Consider the following 21,219-nt stretch of genomic DNA (forward strand, 5'->3'; position numbering starts at 1 on the left):
AAAAGTGAATGTTACTTCTTGAAACGATCGATCATCGGTTTGATCATCGGAGACACGGATTTCCATGTTTTTGATGCTTCTTCGAACAATTCCGGCCATTTTGGTTGTGATGATCCCTCTTCTTTCTCCTTGCGATCTTCCTGTTGATTGAATCCCCAGAAATTATCGAAAGGAGAAGACTTTCTTTCTCCCATACCAGAACACCTCCTGTACTACCAATTTATGATACTAAAGCCTGTTTTCTGTGGGCTGTCTACAGGAAACTTTTCAGTTGTATGGCCATTTGCCTATAAGAGACTGACTCGTTTACTACCTATTCGAAAACTTGCAGAATGAAACAAGATGAATTAAAATTAGTACCAAGTCATAAGAATTGATATTAGATATTACCTTTAAGGGGATGAATATATGAACGCAGGATTCATTGGCGTAGGACACTACGCACCGGAAAAAGTTCTGACTAATCAGGATTTAGAGAAAATGGTGGATACCAGTGATGAGTGGATCCGGACGCGTACAGGGATAGAAGAGCGCCGGATTGCAGCAGATGACATGGATACTTCTGATATGGCATTCCGTGCAGCTGAAGAGGCGCTGAAGGATGCGAATCTTGAAGCGAAGGATTTGGATATGATCCTTGTGGCTACAGTCACTCCTGATACACCTTTCCCTTCCGTTTCAGCAATGCTCCAACATCGATTAGGAGCAAACAAAGTGGCTGCAATGGATGTAAGTGCTGCCTGTGCCGGATTCATGTATGGTGTCATTACTGCGAAACAGTTCATTGAATCCAATGATTATAAAAACGTTCTAGTAGTCGGTGTAGAAAAACTTTCTAAAATCACGGACTGGGATGACCGTAATACCTGCGTACTCTTCGGAGACGGAGCAGGTGCAGCAGTCATCGGGCCAGTCAGTGAAGATAAAGGAATTCTTTCATTCGAACTCGGTTCAGATGGAAGTGGAGGGTCTCACCTTTACCAGAATGAACTTGATAAATTATTTATGAATGGTCGTGAGGTTTTCAAATTTGCGGTCAGACAAATGCCGGAATCCTCTGTCAATGTCGTTAAGAAAATTGGTCTAAGTGAACAGGATGTTGACTACTTAGTACCACATCAGGCGAATATAAGAATAATGGAAGCTGCAAGAGAGCGTTTAGGAATTTCTGAAGATAAAATGTCAACCACCATCAAACGGTATGGCAATACATCATCAGCTTCGATTCCAATCGCTTTGTCAGAAGATGTGAAGGCAGGTAAAATAAAAGATAATGATCTAGTCGTTCTTGTCGGATTCGGTGGCGGACTCACTTGGGGAGCCGTTGCCCTTCGATGGGGGAAGTAATCAAGGAGGAATACAATGATGGATAAACGTCGTGTCGTCATTACGGGTATGGGGGCTGTGACCCCTGTCGGTAATTCAGTAGAAGAAATGTGGAAAAATATTAAAAGTGGTGTTTCAGGTGTAGGAGAAATCACCAAAGTGAATAAGGAGGATTATCCTGTTCATGTAGCAGCTGAATTAAAAGATTTCGATCCCTCTGGTTATGTAGATCGAAAAGATGTGCGTCGGATGGATCCTTTCGTGCAATACGCAATGGTCGCTTCTCACATGGCGGTCGAGGACGCCGGACTTGATATTAATGATGACATTGCTAATCGTACAGGTGTTTGGATCGGTTCTGGCATCGGTGGAATGGGCACATATGAATCTCAGTTCGAAACGTTCCAGAAAAAAGGCTACCGTCGTGTCAGTCCGTTTTTCATTCCGATGATGATTCCTGATATGGCAGCAGGGCAAGTTTCTATTTCACTTGGTGCGAAAGGAATCAACTCTTGTACAGTTACCGCTTGTTCATCTGGGGCGAACTCCATCGGGGACGCCTTCAAGGTTATTCAGCGCGGCGATGCAGATATTATGATTGCCGGTGGTACAGAAGCGCCCATGAATAAGATGTCATTCGCTGGTTTTGCTGCCGCTCGTGCTCTTTCTTTAAATGAAGATCCAAGCACAGCGAGCCGTCCTTTTGACAAGAACCGTGATGGTTTCGTCATGGGTGAAGGTGCAGGAATACTGATTATGGAAACACTTGAATCAGCGAAAAAACGTGGAGCGAAAATCTACGGTGAGTTGACTGGTTATGGTTCAACAGGAGATGCGTACCATATTACCTCTCCAGCACCAGAAGGGGACGGAGCTGCAAGAGCGATGAGACAAGCCATTGATGATGCTGGAATTCAACCTGAAGACATTGATTACTTGAATGCTCATGGTACTTCCACAGATCTAAATGATAAATTCGAAACTCACGCAGCGAAAACGGTTTTCCAGGAGCATGCGAATAAGCTTGCGATTTCATCTACAAAATCGATGACAGGTCATTTGCTGGGGGCTGCAGGAGCGATTGAAGCGGTTATTTCCTTGCGGGCAATCAACGAAGGAATTATTCCTCCAACCATTAATTACGAAACGCCAGATCCAGAATGTGACTTGGATTATGTACCGAATGAAGCACGTGAGCAAACGATCAGCGCCGTCATGAGTAATTCTCTCGGCTTTGGTGGTCATAATGCCAGTCTTATATTCCAAAAATACGAAGAATAAAACGAATCCCCCGATGGCCACTTTGGTATCGGGGGATTTTTTATTCTTCATTATCAAAAAACTGTTGTAAAGTGTTTCTTGTTTGTTCTTCATCATGGTTGAGAACAAGACCGATCGGGTAAGCTTTTCTTTCGTCCCACACGTTATCCGTGGTAGGTATACTCAACATGTCAACATCTTCCATAGGATTCATGAGGAGTTCTTTCCCTAACTGTAGAATTTTGCTTCCGCCAATGTTGGTATCAATATATGGTTGTAATGTACCGATCAAACGCGGTGCTTTCAAGACACCTTGGAATGAGACGAGTTCATCTTTCAAAATGCCGATCACTTTTTGCTGGCGTTCCACACGAGCGAAGTCGCCGCGAGCGTCCCCGCGAAAACGCACATAACCAAGTAAGTCCTCACCGTCCAATGTTTGATTTCCTTCCTTCAGGTCGATGTTAGTGTCTCCCCCACCTGATACGTAGTGCATATCCTTTTCAATATTCATTTCTATCCCATCAGGAGAGAGGGTGTCGATGATATGTGTAAAACCTTTAAAGTCGATAATTGAATAGTACTCTGCTTCAATTCCGAAATTCTCAGCAATTGTTTCTCGCAGGAGTTCAGGACCTCCAAGGGCGAATGCAGCATTTAACTTGTTATAGCCATGATCCGGAATGTTTACATAGGTATCTCTCATTAGAGAAGCGATTTTCGTGCTTTCGGATTCAGGGTCGTACTCGGCAAGCATGATCGTGTCGGTCCTGGCAAGCTCTGTTCCTCTTTGGTCGATGCCCAGTAATAACACCATCATTCTGCTATCTCCATTGTCCTTTCCTTGGAAGGTATCTTTGTAAGGACTTGCGGCGGCTTCGATGGAAGAGCCGCTTTCTTCTGCCGAAGCCTGGTTATTCATAGCTTGATGTTTACCAAGTAAATATTCATATCCAGCATATCCGAGGACTATTAGAAAAAATAAGCAATAAAGTGCGATAAAAACCTTACGTTTTCTGCGCTTTTTCTGCAGTTTACGTACAGAACGTTTTTGGGACAACAATCATCATCCTTTCAATGATAAAGCTTGTACTTTATTTAATGTACCTGTATTTGGAAAGGAAGTAAAGAGTAGGATTTAAAGGCAATTCGCCGCATGTCCAAGCGTGCAGTTTCATAAGATAACAATAGGAGGACAAGCCGAAGGGGATATGCTTATGCGGTATTGGCTGCTGCTTTTGACAGGTTTCGGGTTCGCTGTCGCAGGGGGAACGGTGACGATCACTTACTTGAATCTTGTCCCTGCTGGGCTAACGTGGATAGAATTTATCATTTTTATTAGGACAAGGTTAGAGTGCTACTTATTTCCAACAGGTATTTTGATGATCACAATTGCTTTGATTCTCATGGAAGATTAATTTTCTAAATTATGGATTGAAAGAATAAAAAAGCCAGTAATGGTCATAATGTAACCAAAAGAGATCACGAGTGAAAGTGAGGGTCCGAAATGTTATACATGCATGATCTGTGGGTGAACTGGTTTGAAGGTGAAGAGAATGGGTATAACGTGTGTCGTTTTCATGAATGGCGCAAAGAGGATGGCATTGAGTTGGTTGATCAAATCCCTTTAATTCTAGTGAGTGAAGAAATGTTTAATTTTATTGAAAATGATTTGCAGGATCTGCCGGCATCATTACTCCAGGACATACATCGAAAAACGTATATAAAGAAAAACCAGGAGCGTCACACTGTTGAATACGCAGCAGTTGTCACTGATGGAAAAGATGTCATCGTATTTGATACTATCGGTTACACACTTCCGGTTAAGAAAAGCCGCCTGATACCAAGACAGGAACGGTTAGTATATGAAATGGTCCAAGGAAAGCAGCCAGAAATCTATTTAATAGAAGAAAGTGTTACAAAAGAACACCATATCCTTTCGCTTGAACCTGATAAAATGTCTGGATTGACGCGAAGAGAAAGACAATTGAAGCAGTTGTTAATGATGGTGCTCGATCAATTGAAGCATTCCGACCATCCAGAGGAAATTCGTTACTGGTTAACAGAATGGGATCCGGGGCAATATTCGAATATCAAGCAATTTTCAAATGGAGAAGCATGGGACCGTTTATATGAAGGAACATGTCATGGATGGTCTAAAATGCACGAGGAATTATGCAAGAAAATGGTGAAAGGGCAGCCATTCTTTGAGACGATTTGGCACGGAGAGAATGAGCGTGTCTCAGAACATATGAAAAGCCAGAATTGAGAAGTGAATCTCAATTCTGGCTTTTTCATTGTCTGGGTTATATAACGGCCGGACAGTTTTTTCGCGTTTGTTCTGACCAGTTATTTTTTCTTTACCCGGCCAAGACCCATGGCTTTTTTCGCTTTGCGCAGCATTTTGTTTGCTTCAAAAGAAGCTTTTTCTGCGCCTGTATCTAAAATATTATCGAGTTCCTCAGAATCAATTAACGTTTTGTAACGTTCCTGGATTGGTTTTAATATATTGATGACTGCTTCTGCAACTCCTTGTTTGAAGTCCCCATATCCTTTACCTTCATATTTTTGTTCCAACTCATTGATTGATAGGCCGCTACATGCTGATTCGATAGTCAGCAGATTCGAAACTCCAGGCTTATGCTCTTTATCATATTTAACGATGCCATCCGAATCGGTTACTGCACTCTTGATTTTTTTCAAAATTTTCTTCTCATCATCCAACATAGAAATGAAGGCTTTCTGGTTTTCATCGGATTTGCTCATTTTCTTAGTCGGATCCTGAAGGGACATAATGCGGGCGCCTTCTTTGGGAATACTCACTTCAGGTACAGTAAAGATGTCATTGAACTTGTTGTTGAAGCGCTGGGCAAGGTTACGTGTCAACTCTAAATGCTGTTTTTGGTCATCTCCGACCGGGACGATATCAGTCTTATATAAGAGAATATCAGATGCCATCAATGGGGGATAAGTGAGAAGGCCTGCTGAAACCCCTTCTTTTTCTCCACCGGCTGACTTCTCTTTGAATTGAGTCATACGTTCAAGCTCGCCAATATAACTGACACATTGTAACATCCACCCTAATTGGGTGTGGGCACTGACTTCGGACTGGATAAACAAAGTGGACTTCTCAGGATCGATTCCTGAAGCTAAGTATAGAGACGCCAACGAACGAATGTTGTTCCTTAAAGCCAGGCGGTCCTGCGGGACGGTGATCGCATGTTCGTCTACGATGCAAAAATAGCAATTGTTATCCTCCTGCATTTCTGTAAAATGTTTCATAGCTCCAATGTAGTTTCCTAATGTCAATGTACCACTTGGTTGAATTCCGGAAAAAATTGTCTTCATCACAATCACCTCATTTAATATTTTCACACAAAAAAAGATCATTCATCGCTTCCAAAATGGAAGGGACGAATGATCCGCGGTGCCACCCTTGTTACTCTCGACTAATACGAAAGTCAACTCTACATCGTTAACGCCGATATACGTCCGAAGAAGCTCCGAAAGCCCAATTCCGTTTGAGGTTCTTAGCTGTTCACAGCAAACACAGCCTCTCTGAGAAGAACTCATCAAACGTACTTATCTTTCATCTCTGCCTTTCGTTCAATAGTAGTAATTTTGTATTATAAAGTATTCTTATTTTACTTGCAAGTTATTTAAGTAAGTAATAGAGCAGTAGTAAGACCAGTAAACCAATACTTAGCACCATCCCATGATATAAAAAGAACTTGGGGACTGAGCTTGATATGTTCTTGGAAGGCAGCGGCTTCTCCTTCCAGTCATCCAGATAATCTTTCTGTTTGGACATCTGGTTTGTAAATCTTCGAAATCCGTATGTAATCCCGTCGAAAAATCCTCCGCGGACGACCCACATGATAATACCGAAGAATAAGTAGAAGTACGCAACGTAAAATAATTGATTTATGTAATGAAACAAATCGTAAACAGGTGCCAAAACAGCAAATAGCAGCGTTACGACAGCTATGTTGATAAGGATCATTACCCATTTGTTTCTCATGATGCTCAAACCATCTCCACCTTTCGTCAAAAACTGTATATATTATAGCATGTCTTAAGCATCCGAGGAATTGTTAACACAATCAAATAAACTGAAAATTCAACATTGAAAAAATATTGAATAGCCTATGCAAACACTTTAACGGATAAACGCGATAAATAACATTCTTAGAAAATACCAAATCATTTTTATGCATAAACGCTTATAATTAATAAAATATAAACAGTAAATTTGTAAAATAAACTAGGTAAATAGTCACATTTTATGTTACTGAAACGTAATAATGATGGGAATCCTGAAATTATTCAGAAAAAAAGGTAATGCAAAATAGTTAGAAAACTTGTATAATTCGATATGTGGACAAAGTGCCACAACAAATTTTTTTAGAAAATAATTAGGGGAGGTCATTTTCTACATGAAAAAGACAAATTGGTTACTGCTGGTACTTGCACTAGTACTCAGCATGTTCCTCGTAGCATGTTCTGGTGGATCAGACGATACATCTAATTCCACAGATGATGCTGACTCAGAGGACACATCAGACACTGAAGGCGAAGCTTCAGGAGACAGCGAACAAGTACTTAATCTTATCGACAGTGCAGAAATTCCAACAATGGATTCATCCATGGCCACGGATGCTGTTGCATTCCAATGGTTAGGTTCGACAATGGACGGTCTTTATCGTCTAGGTGAAAATGGACAACCTGAAGCAGGAATTGCAAAGGATCACGAAGTGAGTGAAGATGGACTCACATGGACTTTCAACCTTCGTGAAGACGCTGTTTGGTCAAACGGCGATCCTGTTACAGCAAACGACTTCGTTTATGCATGGCAGCGTGCGGTTAACCCGGATACTGGTTCTGAATATGGCCCTTACATGATGGGTGGCATCATCAAAAACGCTGCTTCCATCGCAGAGGGGGAAACACCAGTTGAAGAGCTGGGTGTAACAGCAACTGATGATTACACATTAGAAGTTGCACTTGAAAAACCAGTACCATACTTCGAATCTCTGACTACATTCGGTACATTCTTACCATTGAACCAGGCTTTCGTTGAAGAACATGGCGATCAGTATGCGCTAGAAGCTGACACACTGCTTTCTAATGGTCCATTCGTTATGACTGAATGGAACCATGGAGAAGGATGGAAAGTGGAAAAGAATGAAGATTACTGGGATGCAGAGAATGTAAAACTTCAGCAAATTAACGTTAAAGTCGTTAAAGACACGGCTACAGGCGTAAATCTATATGACACTGGTGAAACCGATCGTGTTAATCTTTCTTCTGAATTCGTAGACCAATACCGTACATCTGAAGAGTTCCAAATCAATGAAGAACCAACATTGTTCTACCTTAAGATGAACCAGGAAAATGAAATCCTGTCTAACGTAAACGCTCGTAAAGCGATTCAAATGGTGATCGATCGTCAAAGCATGGTAGACGTTATTTTGAATAACGGGTCTCTACCTGCTGTCGGTGATATCCCGCAAAACTTTGTATCTCACCCTGAAAGCGGGGAAGATTTCCGTGAACTGAATGGCGATCTTGTCGAGTACAATGTAGAAGAAGCGCAAAAACTTTGGTCTACTGCTAAAGAAGAACTTGGTATTGAAGAAGCTGAACTGAACTACCTTGGTGGGGATACTGAAGTTGCTCAGAACCTTGATGCTTATATCAAAGACCAATTACAGCAGCTTGAAGGCTTGACTGTAAACGTTCAATCTGTACCTTTCCAGGAGCGTCTGGACCGTGACACAAACATGGAATATGAGCTTCAAAACTCTGGTTGGGGTCCTGATTACATCGACCCGAACACGTTCTTGAACATGTGGGTTACAGATGGTGGAAATAACAAGACTGGCTACTCTAGTGAAGAGTATGACAGCATGATCGAAAAAGCGAATACTGAGCTTGCTCAAGAGCCAGTTGAGCGTTTCGAATTGTTCCTTGAAGCAGAGAAAATGTTGATTCAGGATGATGCTGTTCTAGCACCTCTTTATCAGCGTGCAAGAGCTCAGCTTTGGAAGCCATACCTTAAAGGTGTAATCGTCAACCCGATGGGACCTGACTACACTTACAAACATGCTTATATTGAAGGTAAATAATTGAACTGACCAATTCCAACCACATATAGGCTTGCTTTATAGGGAAGAGAGTATATGTCCAACGTGTTGGCGTATGCTCTCTTTTTCCCTGCAATCAAAATATTCTAATTATAGACAAATTTCTGTCAATTTCAACAATGTATAGTGACATAGGGTTTAAACAAACGGAGGTGTTAGTGTGACACGTTATATACTTCAACGACTAGTTTATATGCTTATAACGATGGTTGTGATCGCTACCGCTACTTTCTTCTTGATGAAGTTTTTACCAGGTACTCCCCTAAGTGCTGCAGATAAATTATCAGAAGAACAGCAGGCGGTTGTTTTAGAGAAATATGGATTGAATGATCCGGTTCCTGTGCAATATTTCAATTATATGGTCAACCTGACTCAAGGTGATCTTGGTATCTCGTTCCAATTCGACAACCGTGAAGTTACGGATATCATTATGGGGCGTATCGGTCCATCTATGCAGCTTGGGGTTCAGGCTATGGTGATCGGGACGATACTCGGGATGCTGTTAGGATTGGTTTCTGCGATATATCATAATGGACCATTGGATTATACATCGACATTTCTTGCGGTATTGGGACAATCGATCCCTTCATTCGTATTTGCAGGTCTACTCCAATACTACATCGGTGTGAAGTTAGGCTGGTTCCCAGTTGCCTTGTGGGAAGGTTGGGAGTATACGGTATTACCAACTGTTTCGTTGGCGATCTTCCCACTTGCAATTGCAGCCCGCTTTATGAGAACCGAAATGTTAGAAGTTATGGGATCAGATTACATCGTTACGGCTCGAGCGAAAGGAGTCAACAAATTCGGTGTTGTCTTCAAACACGGTTTGCGTAACGCTTTGATTCCATTGATTACAGTCTTAGGACCCTTAGCAATAGGTCTAATGACAGGTACTTTAGTAATTGAGAACATTTTTGCTGTTCCTGGAATTGGTGAACAGTTCGTTAAAGCAATTAACGTCAATGACTTCCCAATCATTATGGGTACAACATTACTGATTTCTTTCCTATTTATTTTCATCGTACTGGTCATTGATTTGCTATATGGAGTCATTGATCCTAGAATTCGACTGGCAGAAGGAGAGTAATCATTTATGGATAACAATAAACCATCGAAAGATTTATTCGTACCGGTAGACACGAGCAGCAATGATAGTGAAAAGATAGCGAGGCCGAGTCTTTCCTTCTGGCAGGACTCTTTCATCCGCCTTCGTAAAAATGTCGGTGCGATGATCGGTTTGGCTGTATTAATTATATTGGTTATCATGGCGGCCTTCGGACCGTACATGAATGAATATGGCGAATTTGAACAAGATTTGTCCAGAGCTAAAATGCCGCCTAAAGTAGAAGCACTTAGCTGGTTAGGCATGGACGGAACTTTGACTTCCGTACAAACGGCGGATTCTTTGGAGAAAGCAGAGCAGAATGCCTTGATGCGCTTCAACAATCAAGAGGATTATATTAAGACAAAGGTTTTAAACGATGGTTCTAATGGGGAGCCGGCGAAAGTAGAAGCTACGTATGATGCTTATGGAGCGAAAAATATGGAAGAGAATTTCTGGTTCGGTACAGACGGACTTGGGCGTGATTTATGGACACGTACCTGGATGGGAACAAGGGTTTCTCTTTACATTGCTGTTTTAGCTGCAGCCATTGATATGTTGTTCGGTGTCGCTTATGGCGGTATTTCTGCTTACTATGGCGGAAGAGTCGATAACATCATGCAGCGTATCATCGAAGTCATTGTCGGTATTCCGAACCTTGTTCTCGTTATCTTGATGATCCTGATCCTTGAGCCGGGAATACTCTCGATAACCATAGCATTAGCGATAGCCGGCTGGATTGGAATGGCCAGGATTGTCAGGGGACAAGTATTGAAACTGAAGAACCAGGAGTTCGTCCTCGCTTCTCGTACATTAGGTGCCAAGGATAACCGTATTTTACGTAGACACTTGATTCCGAACGTCCTAGGTTTGATCATCATTAATACGATGTTCTCAATACCTGCGGCGATTTTCTTTGAAGCTTTCTTAAGCTTTATCGGTTTAGGTCTGCCGACACCACTGGCATCACTAGGTACGTTGATTAACGATGGATTTAATTCACTGCAGATCTATCCACACATTTTGTTATTCCCGGCAATTATAATCTCTCTAATCATGATTGCTTTTAATGTCTTAGCTGACGGTCTTCGTGATGCATTCGATCCGAAGATGCGCGAATAGGAGGTAGGTGTACACAATGGAAAAACTTCTTGAAGTCAAAAATATGCACGTATCCTTTGACACCTACGGTGGTGAAGTGAAAGCTGTACGTGGGGTCAACTTCGATGTGAAAAAAGGGGAAACACTTGCCATTGTCGGAGAATCAGGTTCCGGGAAATCTGTAACGACGAAAGCTCTTATGCAATTGATTCCTAAGCCACCGGGTCGAATCAAAGAGGGAGAGATCCTTTTTGAAGGACGCGATTTGGCAAAAATGACTGAAAAACAAATGCAAAAAATACGCGGTAAAGAAATTTCGATGATTTTCCAAGATCCGATGACATCATTGAATCCAACGATGAAGGTCGGTAATCAGATCATGGAAGGTTTGATCAAACACCAGAAAATGAGCAAAACACAAGCGAAAAAACGTGTTTTAGAGCTTTTAGAACTTGTTGGAATACCAGATGCAGAAAACCGGATCAAACAATACCCACACCAATTCTCTGGTGGGATGAGGCAGCGTGTTGTCGTTGCGATAGCTCTTGCTTGTAATCCGAAGCTGTTGATTGCAGATGAGCCGACAACAGCTTTGGATGTTACCATTCAAGCACAAATTCTTGAGCTTATGAAAGATATTCAGAAGAAAACGGATTCTGGTACGATTTTCATTACACACGACCTTGGTGTGGTTGCGAACGTAGCAGATCGAGTAGCTGTTATGTACGCGGGTAAAATCGTAGAAGTCGGTACCGTTGATGATATTTTCTATAATCCTCAACACCCTTATACATGGGGACTGCTTGGCTCAATGCCTTCTTTAGATAGTGCAGATGAAGAGCTTTTTGCGATTCCTGGTTCGCCTCCAGATTTGCTGAACCCGCCAAAAGGGGACGCCTTTGCCGCTCGTAATAAATATGCTATGAAAATCGATTTAGAAGAAGAACCACCGATGTTCAAAGTTAGTGATACCCATTACGCAGCTACTTGGCTGCTTCATGAGAATGCACCGGCCATCGACCCGCCAGCGTCTGTCAAGAAGCGTATGGAAGGTATGGCGAATGCATCCAGCAGTTCGGAAGGTGATCGCAAATGAGTCAAGAAAAATTATTAGAAATCAAAAATTTAAAACAACACTTCAAAACAGGGCGGCATAGTGTCGTGAAAGCAGTAGATGGCTTGAACTTCGATATATACAAAGGAGAAACGTTCGGTTTAGTCGGTGAGTCCGGTTGCGGAAAGTCGACAACTGGCCGTACAATCATCCGTTTGTATGATGCAACAGAAGGTGAAGTTTTCTTCGAAGGCGATAATGTCCATGGGAAGAAAAGCCGTGATCAGTTGAAAAAATTCAACCGTGAAATGCAAATGATTTTCCAGGATCCCTATGCTTCTTTGAACCCTCGTATGAAGGTTGAAGATATCATTGCAGAAGGTATGGATATTCATGGTTTGGCAAAGGACGCAAAAGCTCGTAAAGCTAAAGTCCATGAATTACTGGAAACCGTGGGATTGAACAAAGAACACGCTAACCGTTATCCTCACGAATTCAGTGGCGGACAGCGTCAGCGTATCGGTATTGCACGTGCGCTAGCTGTAGATCCAAGCTTCATCATCGCCGATGAGCCGATTTCAGCGCTGGACGTATCGATTCAGGCACAGGTTGTCAACTTGCTCAAAAAGTTGCAAGAGGAAAAAAATCTGACCTATTTGTTCATCGCCCACGACTTGTCGATGGTCAAATACATCAGTGATCGTATTGGTGTCATGTACTTCGGTAAAATGGTGGAGCTTGCGGATTCAGAAGAGCTATACAAGCATCCAATCCACCCATACACACAATCGCTGCTTTCTGCGATTCCTCTTCCTGACCCGGATTATGAGCGTTCCCGTGAACGGTTCACGTACGACCCGAGTCACCACGATACGAGTGAGGAGCCTGAGTTCCGTGAAGTGCGCCCAGGACATCATGTTCTTTGTACAACTAAAGAATTTGAACAATATCAAAGAGAACATGGTACAGGTGAATAATACGTAATTATAGAGAGGCCCTGTTTCAAAGCAGGGCCTTTTCTTTTTTTGGAAAGGTTGTTTGTGGCTTGAAAATAGGTAAATGGTAACGATATGCAAATTCATAGGAAAAAATGTATTCCAAGACTGTTATATCATGCCAACCTCTTTTATAATGAAGAAGAAGAAAATAGGAATAGGAGTAGGATGTATAATGGGGGAAAAACAACTTTGGATGCTGGTCTTCACTGGTATTCTCCTTTTAGGTATGGCACTACCATTACATAATGTTAAAGCTGAAGAAGGAGAAGGAACAAAAGATGCAGGAATCATGACGAAGAAGCAACTGGGACTTAAGGAGTTGGTAATTCCGAGCCCGGCTGCTCGTTTTACTTATAATTCCGGATTGAACTTCGAATACCCGGATGCTGTCAGAGGAATTTATGTCACTGGTCCATCAGCTGGTGGAGCTAAAATGGCCGAATTGACAAAGCTTGTAGAAAATACAGAGCTTAATGCGATGGTGATTGACATTAAAGAAGATCATGGAAACATTACATTTGAGCCGGAAGAGGGTTCTCCTTACGCTGATGTAGCTGAACCGTTCATTGATGATCCGCGTGCGATGCTGGAAGAATTAGAAGCGAAAGGAATTTATCCTATTGCTCGGGTCGTCGTTTTCAAAGATACTCTTCTAGCTGAAAAGCGTCCTGATCTTTCTTTCACGAAAAATGGACAAGTTTGGAAGAATGGCAAAGGAGAAGCTTTTGTCAGTCCATTCTCAGAAGAAGTTTGGGAATATAATGTGGAGCTTGCGAAAATAGCAGCGGAAATGGGATTTGAAGAGATCCAGTATGACTATGTCCGCTTCCCGGAAGGCTTTGACAGCCGTGATGACGTCTTGGAATATGACCAGGGCAAATATGCAGATTTAGAAAAGAATAATGTACAAAAGCGTGTCCAAGCGGTTACGGATTTCGTAGAGTATGCTCGGAATGAGCTGGAGTATTATGGGGTGGATGTTTCTGTAGATATCTTCGGATATGCCGCAACAATTCCTGAAGCTCCGAACATCGGGCAGAACTTCTCGAAGATTTCTTCAAACGTTGATGTCATTTCCTCTATGATTTATCCAAGTCATTGGGGGCCATATTTCGGAATTACAAAACCGGATACAGAGCCATACCGTCTTATTGATGAGTATGCGAAGGTAGAGAATGAAGTATTGAATAAGCTTGAGAATAAACCGACTTCCCGCCCCTGGTTACAGGATTTTGAAGCACCATGGCTATACTCGGGTGCTACCAAACAGTATGGGAAAGCAGAAGTAGAAGCTCAAATTCGTGCTTTGAATGAGAATGATATCAATGAATTCCTTCTTTGGAATGCTGGAAATAATTATACGAAGAATGTTGATTATACACCGATGAATTAATGAAAAGAGTGTTGGGATGCCGAGGTCACTAAAAACTTTTTTTCCCCACCTAGAGGAACTGTTGAAGTTTGTTGTTGCTTCTCACGAATCGATTGTCGGTGGAGGCTTGCCTGCGGGCACGGTTTCAGCTAACTTAGTTAAGAAGATCACTTGACCAAGTGGAGGAGGAGTAAGATCCCGGATGTCTCATCGAAATAAAGAAGCCGAGTAGAATGATAAAATCGTTCTACTCGGCTTTTTCTTTGATGCATAATTCAGAAAGAATTTTTTTGATGGCTCTCGCATGGTTTTATTCGTTTAGTGGTCATCAGTGTGTGGAAAACTCATTTACGAGATGTCAGGGCTCCTTACCGTATGGCTGGATGGTTGTTGATTGAAAAAAACTTCCTGCGCAGGCTGAGGCCTTGTTGAACACTAGGCGGATAGTTGAATTCCGGAAGGTCCCAGCCAGTGAAGGTGGTGTCAAAGTGGATAAATTCATATTAATTTCATATCCTATGGACAACTGCAGAAGCAGGGGAATATCTCCTGTAAAGAATAGATTTAACAAGTGAATCAATATTCGGTATAATAGAAGTGACTAATGATAAGGGAGTAGATCAATGAATTGGTATGAGAAGTTGAACGAGTACTTTCCTGTAGAGGAAATGAAATCAAAAGAACACATGGAAGCACTATTGAAAGAGAAAGGTGACGTATATTATAAGGATGAAGGCGAACATCATGTATTAATGTATGCGGAGTTCGATGCTTTCATTTTCATTGATTATGTATACGTTTCCACTGCTTCACGTGGTCAGGGACTTGGTCATAAACTCATTGAAAAAATGAAGGCGAAAGGAAAACCGATCATCCTTGAAGTAGAGCCGGTCGATTATGAAGATTCGGACTCTGAAAAACGGCTGCGCTTCTATCAGCGTGAAGGCTTCAAGCATGCTCTTTCCATCGGCTACACGAGACGATCTGTTGTAACGAATGAAATGAATACGATGGAGATTCTTTTTTGGTCACCAGAGGATGCTTCTGAAGAACAAATTTATGAACAAATGAAAGAGATGTACACGGAAATCCACACCTATAAAGACGAACAATTTTATGGAAAATCCTATCAGCCTGTCGACGAGGTGCTCTCAAGGGATGAAGATCGTGATGATACCGAAGACATCTTGAACGAATTGGATAAAATAAAAAATTCTTAATTTACATACCCACCGTGCTTAGGTGGGTATTTTCAATCAAACAGGCATAGTTGAAAATAGAAAAAATTAAAAGAATTGTTTTCTTTAGGTTTGAAAAGGGTAAAAAAGAGGTATTGATATACGGAAACGATAAAACGATTGCTTTGTACAATGATTGTCCAAGTTACCATAGAAATTTCTTGACAGTTGTGTTATAGTAGAATCATGGTTAGATTATATTGATTACAAATAAATAAGTAATTGAATTTTCACTATAAATTATATCGAGGAGTGAAGTTTCTGTATGGTCACACTTTATACCTCACCAAGTTGTACATCATGTCGAAAAGCAAAAGCTTGGCTTGAAGAGCACGATATACCTTACACAGAACGCAATATATTTTCTGAGCCATTAACGTTGGATGAGATCAAAGAAATCCTTCGCATGACAGAGGATGGAACTGAAGAAATCATTTCCACACGTTCAAAAGTATTCCAAAAGTTGAAAGTGGATTTCGATCAGCTGCCAATGCAGGACCTTTTCGATTTGATTCAAGAGAATCCTGGTTTGCTCCGCCGTCCAATCATCATTGATGATAAACGTTTGCAGGTAGGATACAACGAAGATGAGATTCGTCGTTTCTTACCGCGAAGTGTACGCACCTTCCAGTTGAAGGAAGCGCAGCGTCTGGTCAATTAATACAAATAGAAAGCTGTGACGGGGTTTCCCGGTCGCAGCTTTTTTCATTTTTTTAGAAAGTTGAGGTTTGTTTCACATGTCCGCTTGGTGTGGCTGCAAAAGTGTGGAGATAGATCGCCTAAGCCAGCTATTGTTACTTCCATAAGGTTTATTCTTTTAGTTATAACGCCGTGCCTTTTTTCTTATTAAATAAATAACCTAATGTAATGACTACGATTACCATTACAACTGAGAACCACTGATGGATGATAGGGTAGTCCTCTATATACTGAAAGAAGTAACGATCTTCCATGATCATTTCCGCTGCTGTATAGGCTAAGATTCCGGCTCCGAAATAGATGAGAAGTGGATACTTGTCCATGAGTACAAGGATGATACGACTGCCCCAGACAATAATCGGTACGGACACGAGCAATCCGATGATGACAAGGATGATATTGTTATGAGAGGCTCCAGCGATGGCTAACACATTATCGAACCCCATTACAATATCAGCGAACACAATGGTTTTTACTGCAATCGCTAAGCTGTCACCTGCTTTAATATTTTCTGTTTCGCCGTTGTCTGTCAGCAGTTTCATCGCGATATAGAAAAGAAGTAGTCCACCGACTAATTGAAGGAACGGAATTTGGAGAAGATAAAGAGCAACCATCGTCAACAGAACTCTTGCTGCAATTGCCAGACCTGTCCCGAGAATTATCGCTTTGTTTCTCTGCTCAGGAGGTAAATTGCGGCTGGCCAGGGCAATGACAACGGCATTATCTCCCCCTAGAATGATATCAATACTGATGATGATGAGTAATGGCTCAAGCAAGTCCCAATTCATTGAAAAATCCTCCTGCTATGTAGTGACAAACCTTAGGGAATAAGCTAAAATGAGAACTCAACCACCCTGATTCGGGGGCCTTTCTCCATAATATTCAAGTCCTGAATGGTTATATGCTGAATTCAAGCAATTTGTTTTCCATTTAGAGTACACTGTCATACAATAGGAGTACATCAACCCCTACTTCTACACAACATGACGGTTGAAGCTTAGGCCTAACGGGTAAGGTTCTATAAGCGAAAAAAGGGTGAGTGTTCCCTTCCCCCTTAAAACATGACAAGAAGGGAGAGAAATGTATGGAAATCGAAAGAATAAATGAAAACACCGTTAAATTTTACGTAACATATCAAGATGTAGAACAACGAGGATTTGACAGAGAAGAAATTTGGTATAATCGTGAACGCAGCGAACAGCTTTTCTGGGAAATGATGGATGAAGTCAATGACCAGGAAAACTTTCAGGCGGATGGACCGCTATGGATTCAAGTTCAAGCGATGGATAAAGGACTGGAAGTTATAGTCACGAAAGCACAGGTTTCCCAAGATGGCCAAAAGCTTGAACTGCCGGATGAAGAAGGTAAGGCAATTGATGTACCAGTAGACGAGAAACTGGAATCACTGCTTGACGATAAATTCCATGATTCTGAAGAAAAATCCAAAGATGACGATGATGAGGATCAGGAGGAGTCAGACGAACCGTTGACATTTACACTTAAATTCAATGATTTCGAAGACATTATTCAACTTAGTCACTATGTTTCACCTGAGGACTCTATGGAACAGCGCTTATTCCATTTCGAAGATCGATACTATTTATATATTCAGTTCACTGATGAAAATATGAGTGATGAAGTACAAGAAAATATTCTTAGTCAATTGATGGAATACGGGCATGAATCTTCTTTAACGATTCACCGTTTAGAAGAATATGGTAAAGTGATCTTTGCTGAACAAGCTTTAACTTCTGTGAAAGAATATTTCCCCGTTGAGTAATCAACGAGCACACAATCACGTGTGCTTATTTTTTTGTTTGTGCAGGAAAAATATGGATTTTTGTCGAATGATAAAGAGGAGGTGATAGTCTGGTGTTGTATGCTCTTAATACCGAAGGAAAATTACAGTCCCTATATCAAATGTCTAAGCAGGAGATTTCAGCTATCAAACGGCAAATGTTTCGTTGCCCTACATGCAATGAACCACTGCAAGTCCGGGCGGGTTTGAAGGTGATTCCTCATTTTTCCCATCCTCCCAAAAGTGATTGTGCCTCTATAAAAAAGGGAGAGAGCTTGGAGCATGAAACAGGGAAATGGGCGTTATACGAATGGCTTTTCGAACAAGGATACGAGGTTCATCTGGAGCCTTATATTGAAGAGATTCAACAAAGAGCTGATGTTTTGATGAAGCATAATGGTAAGAAGCTTGCCCTTGAATATCAATGTTCGACCATCCCTATCCGTGAAGTGCGCAAAAGGACCGCAGCCTACAAGAAAATAGAAGTCTTCCCTTTATGGATCCTCGGTATGAAACACTTCCAGCGATCCGGCCCCGAACAAATTCTCCTCAATGATTTCATCCGTTCCTTTCTTTACTACTGGCACAATAGTTATCACCTGCTGTTTTTTGATACCTCCTCTAAAAGAATAATCCGCGTGTCACATATAAGAAGCATAGGTATGCGTCAAAATTATGGTTCCATCCACTCTACACCGATAAGTGAAGCATTATTCCCTCAATTTTTATCTCCAGACAACTCTTCAGATACATTAAATTTATTTTTTGATTTAAAGCAGAAATGGTTCGAAAACCGTACCGTTTATAGGAAACAGGTTGGTTCTGAAGAAAGAAAGTACCGCCAATATCTTTATTTGAACGGGTATCATTTTTCCTTGATTCCAAGTGTGTGTTTCCTTCCATTAGCTGGACAAGTACAGTTGATGACAAAGCCCTATATATGGCAGACCCGCTTGTTGATCGATCATTTTATATCTCTTCCCATAGGAGCTTTCATCAGCTTTCCTGAAATAAAAATCCAATCTACTATCAATGGATACACCCCATCTCTTTCAACCCAATATTTAAACTTATTGGCCAAATTAAATATCGTTGGAAAAACAGGGAATAATACATGGGTGAAAAAGAAACAGGTCTCTTTTCATAAGCGGATGGAAGATGGGCTGGAGGATGACCGGAGAACGTTGGCACAGTTGAAAAGTTTACAAAGAATTAAGATTTAGGAAGGGATTATCACACAAACCGAGAAACTTTTAGGGTGACGAATTATTTTGAAGGAGGATGTTTGGATGTCGTCTACGAAAGAACTGCCAAAAAGAGAAGAGGTACCTGTAGAAAAGACGTGGGATCTGGAGTCCATGTTTGCTACAGATGAAGCTTGGTATCAAGAGTTAGAAGAAACGAAAGAGTTGCTTCCTGAATTAGAAAAATATCAGGGGAAATTGGGCGAATCTGCCGAGCAGCTTTACGAGCTGCTTTCTTTTCAAGATAAAATATCTAATAAAATCGGTTTACTTTATACTTATGCACATATGCGTAATGACCAGGACACGACCAATTCCCATTACCAGGAATTGAATGCGAAAGCGGAAACATTGTACACGAAAATCGCTTCGGCAATGAGTTTTGTCGTACCTGAAATTCTGGCGCTTCCTGAAGGAAAAGTGAAAAGCTTCATTGAGTCGTATGAACCGCTTGAACTCTATGAACATACGCTTGATGAGATTACACGCCAGCGTGCACACGTCCTGAGTGAAAAAGAGGAAAAACTTCTTGCGGGATTCTCGGAGATTGGTTCAAACCCTTCTCAGACATTCGGCGCTTTGAATAATGCTGATATTACTTTCCCGACAATTAAAAACGAAAAAGGGGAAGAAGTGGATCTGACCCATGGCCGTTACATCAACTTTTTGAAATCTGATGATCGTGAAGTTCGCAAGGCAGCATTCAAAGCTATGTACGATACATTCGGTTCGTTCAAAAACACGTTTGCATCAACGCTGAGCGGCCATGTGAAGAAAAATAATTTCAATGCGACAGTAAGAAAGTACGACCGGGCGCGCCAAGCCAAGTTGGACAATAATAACATTCCAGAGTCGGTTTATGACAACTTGATCGATGCTGTAAATGATCGCTTGTCCCTTTTGCATCGCTATGTAGAGTTGCGTAAGGAAGTATTAGAGCTTGATGAAGTCCATATGTACGACCTTTACACACCACTAGTGAAAGAAGCTGAGATGGAAGTAACTTATGAAGAGGCGCAGGAGCTCGTCGTGAAAGGTTTAGAGCCACTTGGTGAAGAGTATGTGAAACTACTGAATGAGGGCTTTGAAAACCGCTGGATTGATGTAGTGGAAAACAAAGGGAAGCGAAGCGGTGCGTATTCTTCCGGACATTATGGCACGAATCCTTATATCCTAATGAATTGGCAGGATAACGTCAACAATTTATTCACCCTTGCCCATGAGCTCGGACATTCACTGCATAGTCACTACACTCATGAAAACCAGCCCTATCGCTACGGTAACTATTCAATTTTCGTCGCTGAAGTGGCCTCCACTTGTAATGAGGCCCTGTTGAATGATCATATGCTGAAAAATACCAACAGTGATAAAGAGAAACTTTATCTGCTCAATAACTTTTTGGAAGGGTTCCGCGGCACTGTCTTCCGTCAGACGATGTTCGCTGAATTCGAGCATGAAATCCATGTCCAGGCCCAGAACGGTGAAGCGTTAACCGCCGATAAACTGACTGAACTCTACTACGGCCTTAACAAGAAATATTTCGGCGAGAATATCGTGGTGGATGATGAAATCGGGCTTGAATGGGCGAGAATCCCACACTTCTACATGGGCTACTATGTTTATCAGTATTCCACAGGGTACGCGGCGGCTCAAGCTTTAGCCGGGCAAATCCTTGAAGAAGGCGAGCCTGCTGTGGATCGTTATAAAAGTTTCTTGAAAGCGGGGAGCAGTGATTACCCGATTGAAGTATTGAAGCGGGCTGGCGTCGATATGACATCAAAAGATCCAATCCTAGCTGCTCTGGATGTGTTTGAGGAGAAACTGGATGAAATGGAAGCCTTGTTGAAAAAATAATCATAACAAATGCCCACGTGGAAACTC

21 protein-coding genes and 1 other annotated feature are annotated in these 21,219 nt (G+C 41.6%); of the genes, 16 read left to right on the top strand and 5 right to left on the bottom strand.

All coding sequences use genetic code 11. From position 1 onward, the window contains the following. Positions 1 to 11: 11 nt before the first annotated feature. On the bottom strand, positions 12 to 194 hold the full coding sequence (locus tag ACTWPX_RS15130; protein WP_128523546.1) for a hypothetical protein: 183 nt from the start codon (positions 192 to 194) through the stop codon (positions 12 to 14). Between the two features lie 214 nt (positions 195 to 408). Between ACTWPX_RS15130 and ACTWPX_RS15135 the strand changes: the two genes are divergently transcribed. Both ACTWPX_RS15135 and fabF read left to right on the top strand, forming a co-directional pair. Then, positions 409 to 1,347, top strand: a complete 939-nt coding sequence (locus ACTWPX_RS15135; protein WP_128523544.1) for a beta-ketoacyl-ACP synthase III — start codon at positions 409 to 411, stop codon at positions 1,345 to 1,347. 18 nt (positions 1,348 to 1,365) lie between these two features. Next, entirely contained in the window at positions 1,366 to 2,607 is a 1,242-nt protein-coding gene (gene fabF / locus ACTWPX_RS15140; protein WP_128523542.1) for a beta-ketoacyl-ACP synthase II, read from the top strand. Positions 2,608 to 2,647: 40 nt separating this feature from the next. Here the strand turns inward: fabF and ACTWPX_RS15145 are convergent, their stop codons facing one another. Continuing rightward, positions 2,648 to 3,646 (bottom strand): LCP family protein, encoded by a 999-nt coding sequence (locus ACTWPX_RS15145; protein WP_443120465.1) that lies wholly within the window; start codon positions 3,644 to 3,646, stop codon positions 2,648 to 2,650. A gap of 157 nt (positions 3,647 to 3,803) precedes the next feature. Between ACTWPX_RS15145 and ACTWPX_RS15150 the strand changes: the two genes are divergently transcribed. Both ACTWPX_RS15150 and ACTWPX_RS15155 read left to right on the top strand, forming a co-directional pair. Then, complete coding sequence (locus tag ACTWPX_RS15150; RefSeq protein ID WP_443120466.1) at positions 3,804 to 4,004, top strand: hypothetical protein; 201 nt, start codon at positions 3,804 to 3,806, stop codon at positions 4,002 to 4,004. An 89-nt stretch (positions 4,005 to 4,093) separates the two neighbouring features. Beyond that, positions 4,094 to 4,855, top strand: a complete 762-nt coding sequence (locus ACTWPX_RS15155) for a YjbA family protein (RefSeq protein WP_128523538.1) — start codon at positions 4,094 to 4,096, stop codon at positions 4,853 to 4,855. Positions 4,856 to 4,935: 80 nt separating this feature from the next. Here ACTWPX_RS15155 and trpS read toward each other — a convergent pair whose 3' ends face one another. Beyond that, positions 4,936 to 5,934 carry a tryptophan--tRNA ligase gene (trpS, locus tag ACTWPX_RS15160; protein WP_443120467.1) on the bottom strand — a complete coding sequence of 333 codons (999 nt, stop codon included), beginning with the start codon at positions 5,932 to 5,934 and terminating at the stop codon, positions 4,936 to 4,938. 58 nt (positions 5,935 to 5,992) lie between these two features. Continuing rightward, positions 5,993 to 6,191 (bottom strand) — a binding site (T-box leader). A gap of 50 nt (positions 6,192 to 6,241) precedes the next feature. Continuing rightward, complete coding sequence (locus ACTWPX_RS15165) at positions 6,242 to 6,607, bottom strand: DUF3899 domain-containing protein (RefSeq protein ID WP_443120547.1); 366 nt, start codon at positions 6,605 to 6,607, stop codon at positions 6,242 to 6,244. A 415-nt stretch (positions 6,608 to 7,022) separates the two neighbouring features. On the opposite strand from ACTWPX_RS15165, the gene ACTWPX_RS15170 reads away from it, so the two are divergent. The 9 genes from ACTWPX_RS15170 (at position 7,023) to spxA (ending at position 16,258) form a co-directional block, all read left to right on the top strand. After that, positions 7,023 to 8,714, top strand: coding sequence for a peptide ABC transporter substrate-binding protein (locus ACTWPX_RS15170; protein ID WP_443120468.1), 1,692 nt, complete (start codon positions 7,023 to 7,025; stop codon positions 8,712 to 8,714). A 178-nt stretch (positions 8,715 to 8,892) separates the two neighbouring features. Next, entirely contained in the window at positions 8,893 to 9,819 is a 927-nt protein-coding gene (gene opp3b / locus ACTWPX_RS15175; protein WP_443120469.1) for an oligopeptide ABC transporter permease, read from the top strand. A 6-nt stretch (positions 9,820 to 9,825) separates the two neighbouring features. Then, on the top strand, positions 9,826 to 10,956 hold the full coding sequence (gene opp3C, locus ACTWPX_RS15180) for an oligopeptide ABC transporter permease (protein WP_443120470.1): 1,131 nt from the start codon (positions 9,826 to 9,828) through the stop codon (positions 10,954 to 10,956). 16 nt (positions 10,957 to 10,972) lie between these two features. Beyond that, entirely contained in the window at positions 10,973 to 12,031 is a 1,059-nt protein-coding gene (locus tag ACTWPX_RS15185) for an ABC transporter ATP-binding protein (protein WP_443120471.1), read from the top strand. Continuing rightward, the gene (locus ACTWPX_RS15190) at positions 12,028 to 12,966 is read left to right on the top strand and encodes an ABC transporter ATP-binding protein (RefSeq protein WP_443120472.1); all 939 of its coding nucleotides are present in this window, start codon (positions 12,028 to 12,030) and stop codon (positions 12,964 to 12,966) included. Before ACTWPX_RS15185 ends, ACTWPX_RS15190 begins: the two co-directional genes overlap by 4 nt. A gap of 193 nt (positions 12,967 to 13,159) precedes the next feature. After that, positions 13,160 to 14,380: a putative glycoside hydrolase gene (locus ACTWPX_RS15195; protein ID WP_443120473.1), complete on the top strand. Its 1,221-nt coding sequence runs from the start codon at positions 13,160 to 13,162 to the stop codon at positions 14,378 to 14,380. 16 nt (positions 14,381 to 14,396) lie between these two features. Then, the gene (locus ACTWPX_RS15200; RefSeq protein WP_443120474.1) at positions 14,397 to 14,534 is read left to right on the top strand and encodes a hypothetical protein; all 138 of its coding nucleotides are present in this window, start codon (positions 14,397 to 14,399) and stop codon (positions 14,532 to 14,534) included. 448 nt (positions 14,535 to 14,982) lie between these two features. Further along, positions 14,983 to 15,579: a GNAT family N-acetyltransferase gene (locus ACTWPX_RS15205; protein WP_128523519.1), complete on the top strand. Its 597-nt coding sequence runs from the start codon at positions 14,983 to 14,985 to the stop codon at positions 15,577 to 15,579. A 283-nt stretch (positions 15,580 to 15,862) separates the two neighbouring features. Continuing rightward, positions 15,863 to 16,258, top strand: a complete 396-nt coding sequence (gene spxA / locus ACTWPX_RS15210; RefSeq protein WP_128523517.1) for a transcriptional regulator SpxA — start codon at positions 15,863 to 15,865, stop codon at positions 16,256 to 16,258. Between the two features lie 160 nt (positions 16,259 to 16,418). Here the strand turns inward: spxA and ACTWPX_RS15215 are convergent, their stop codons facing one another. Continuing rightward, positions 16,419 to 17,084, bottom strand: a complete 666-nt coding sequence (locus ACTWPX_RS15215; RefSeq protein ID WP_443120475.1) for a TerC family protein — start codon at positions 17,082 to 17,084, stop codon at positions 16,419 to 16,421. A 296-nt stretch (positions 17,085 to 17,380) separates the two neighbouring features. Between ACTWPX_RS15215 and mecA the strand changes: the two genes are divergently transcribed. The 3 genes from mecA to pepF all read left to right on the top strand — a co-directional run bounded on the left by mecA (position 17,381) and on the right by pepF (position 21,192). After that, entirely contained in the window at positions 17,381 to 18,076 is a 696-nt protein-coding gene (gene mecA / locus ACTWPX_RS15220; RefSeq protein WP_443120476.1) for an adaptor protein MecA, read from the top strand. Between the two features lie 92 nt (positions 18,077 to 18,168). After that, positions 18,169 to 19,317: a competence protein CoiA gene (locus ACTWPX_RS15225; protein ID WP_443120477.1), complete on the top strand. Its 1,149-nt coding sequence runs from the start codon at positions 18,169 to 18,171 to the stop codon at positions 19,315 to 19,317. 66 nt (positions 19,318 to 19,383) lie between these two features. Beyond that, positions 19,384 to 21,192 (top strand): oligoendopeptidase F, encoded by a 1,809-nt coding sequence (gene pepF, locus ACTWPX_RS15230; protein ID WP_443120478.1) that lies wholly within the window; start codon positions 19,384 to 19,386, stop codon positions 21,190 to 21,192. Positions 21,193 to 21,219 lie beyond the last annotated feature (27 nt).

Origin of the sequence: Halobacillus sp. H74 (assembly GCF_052246715.1) — a bacterium.
Taxonomy (GTDB): Bacteria; Bacillota; Bacilli; order Bacillales; family Halobacillaceae; genus Halobacillus; species Halobacillus litoralis_A.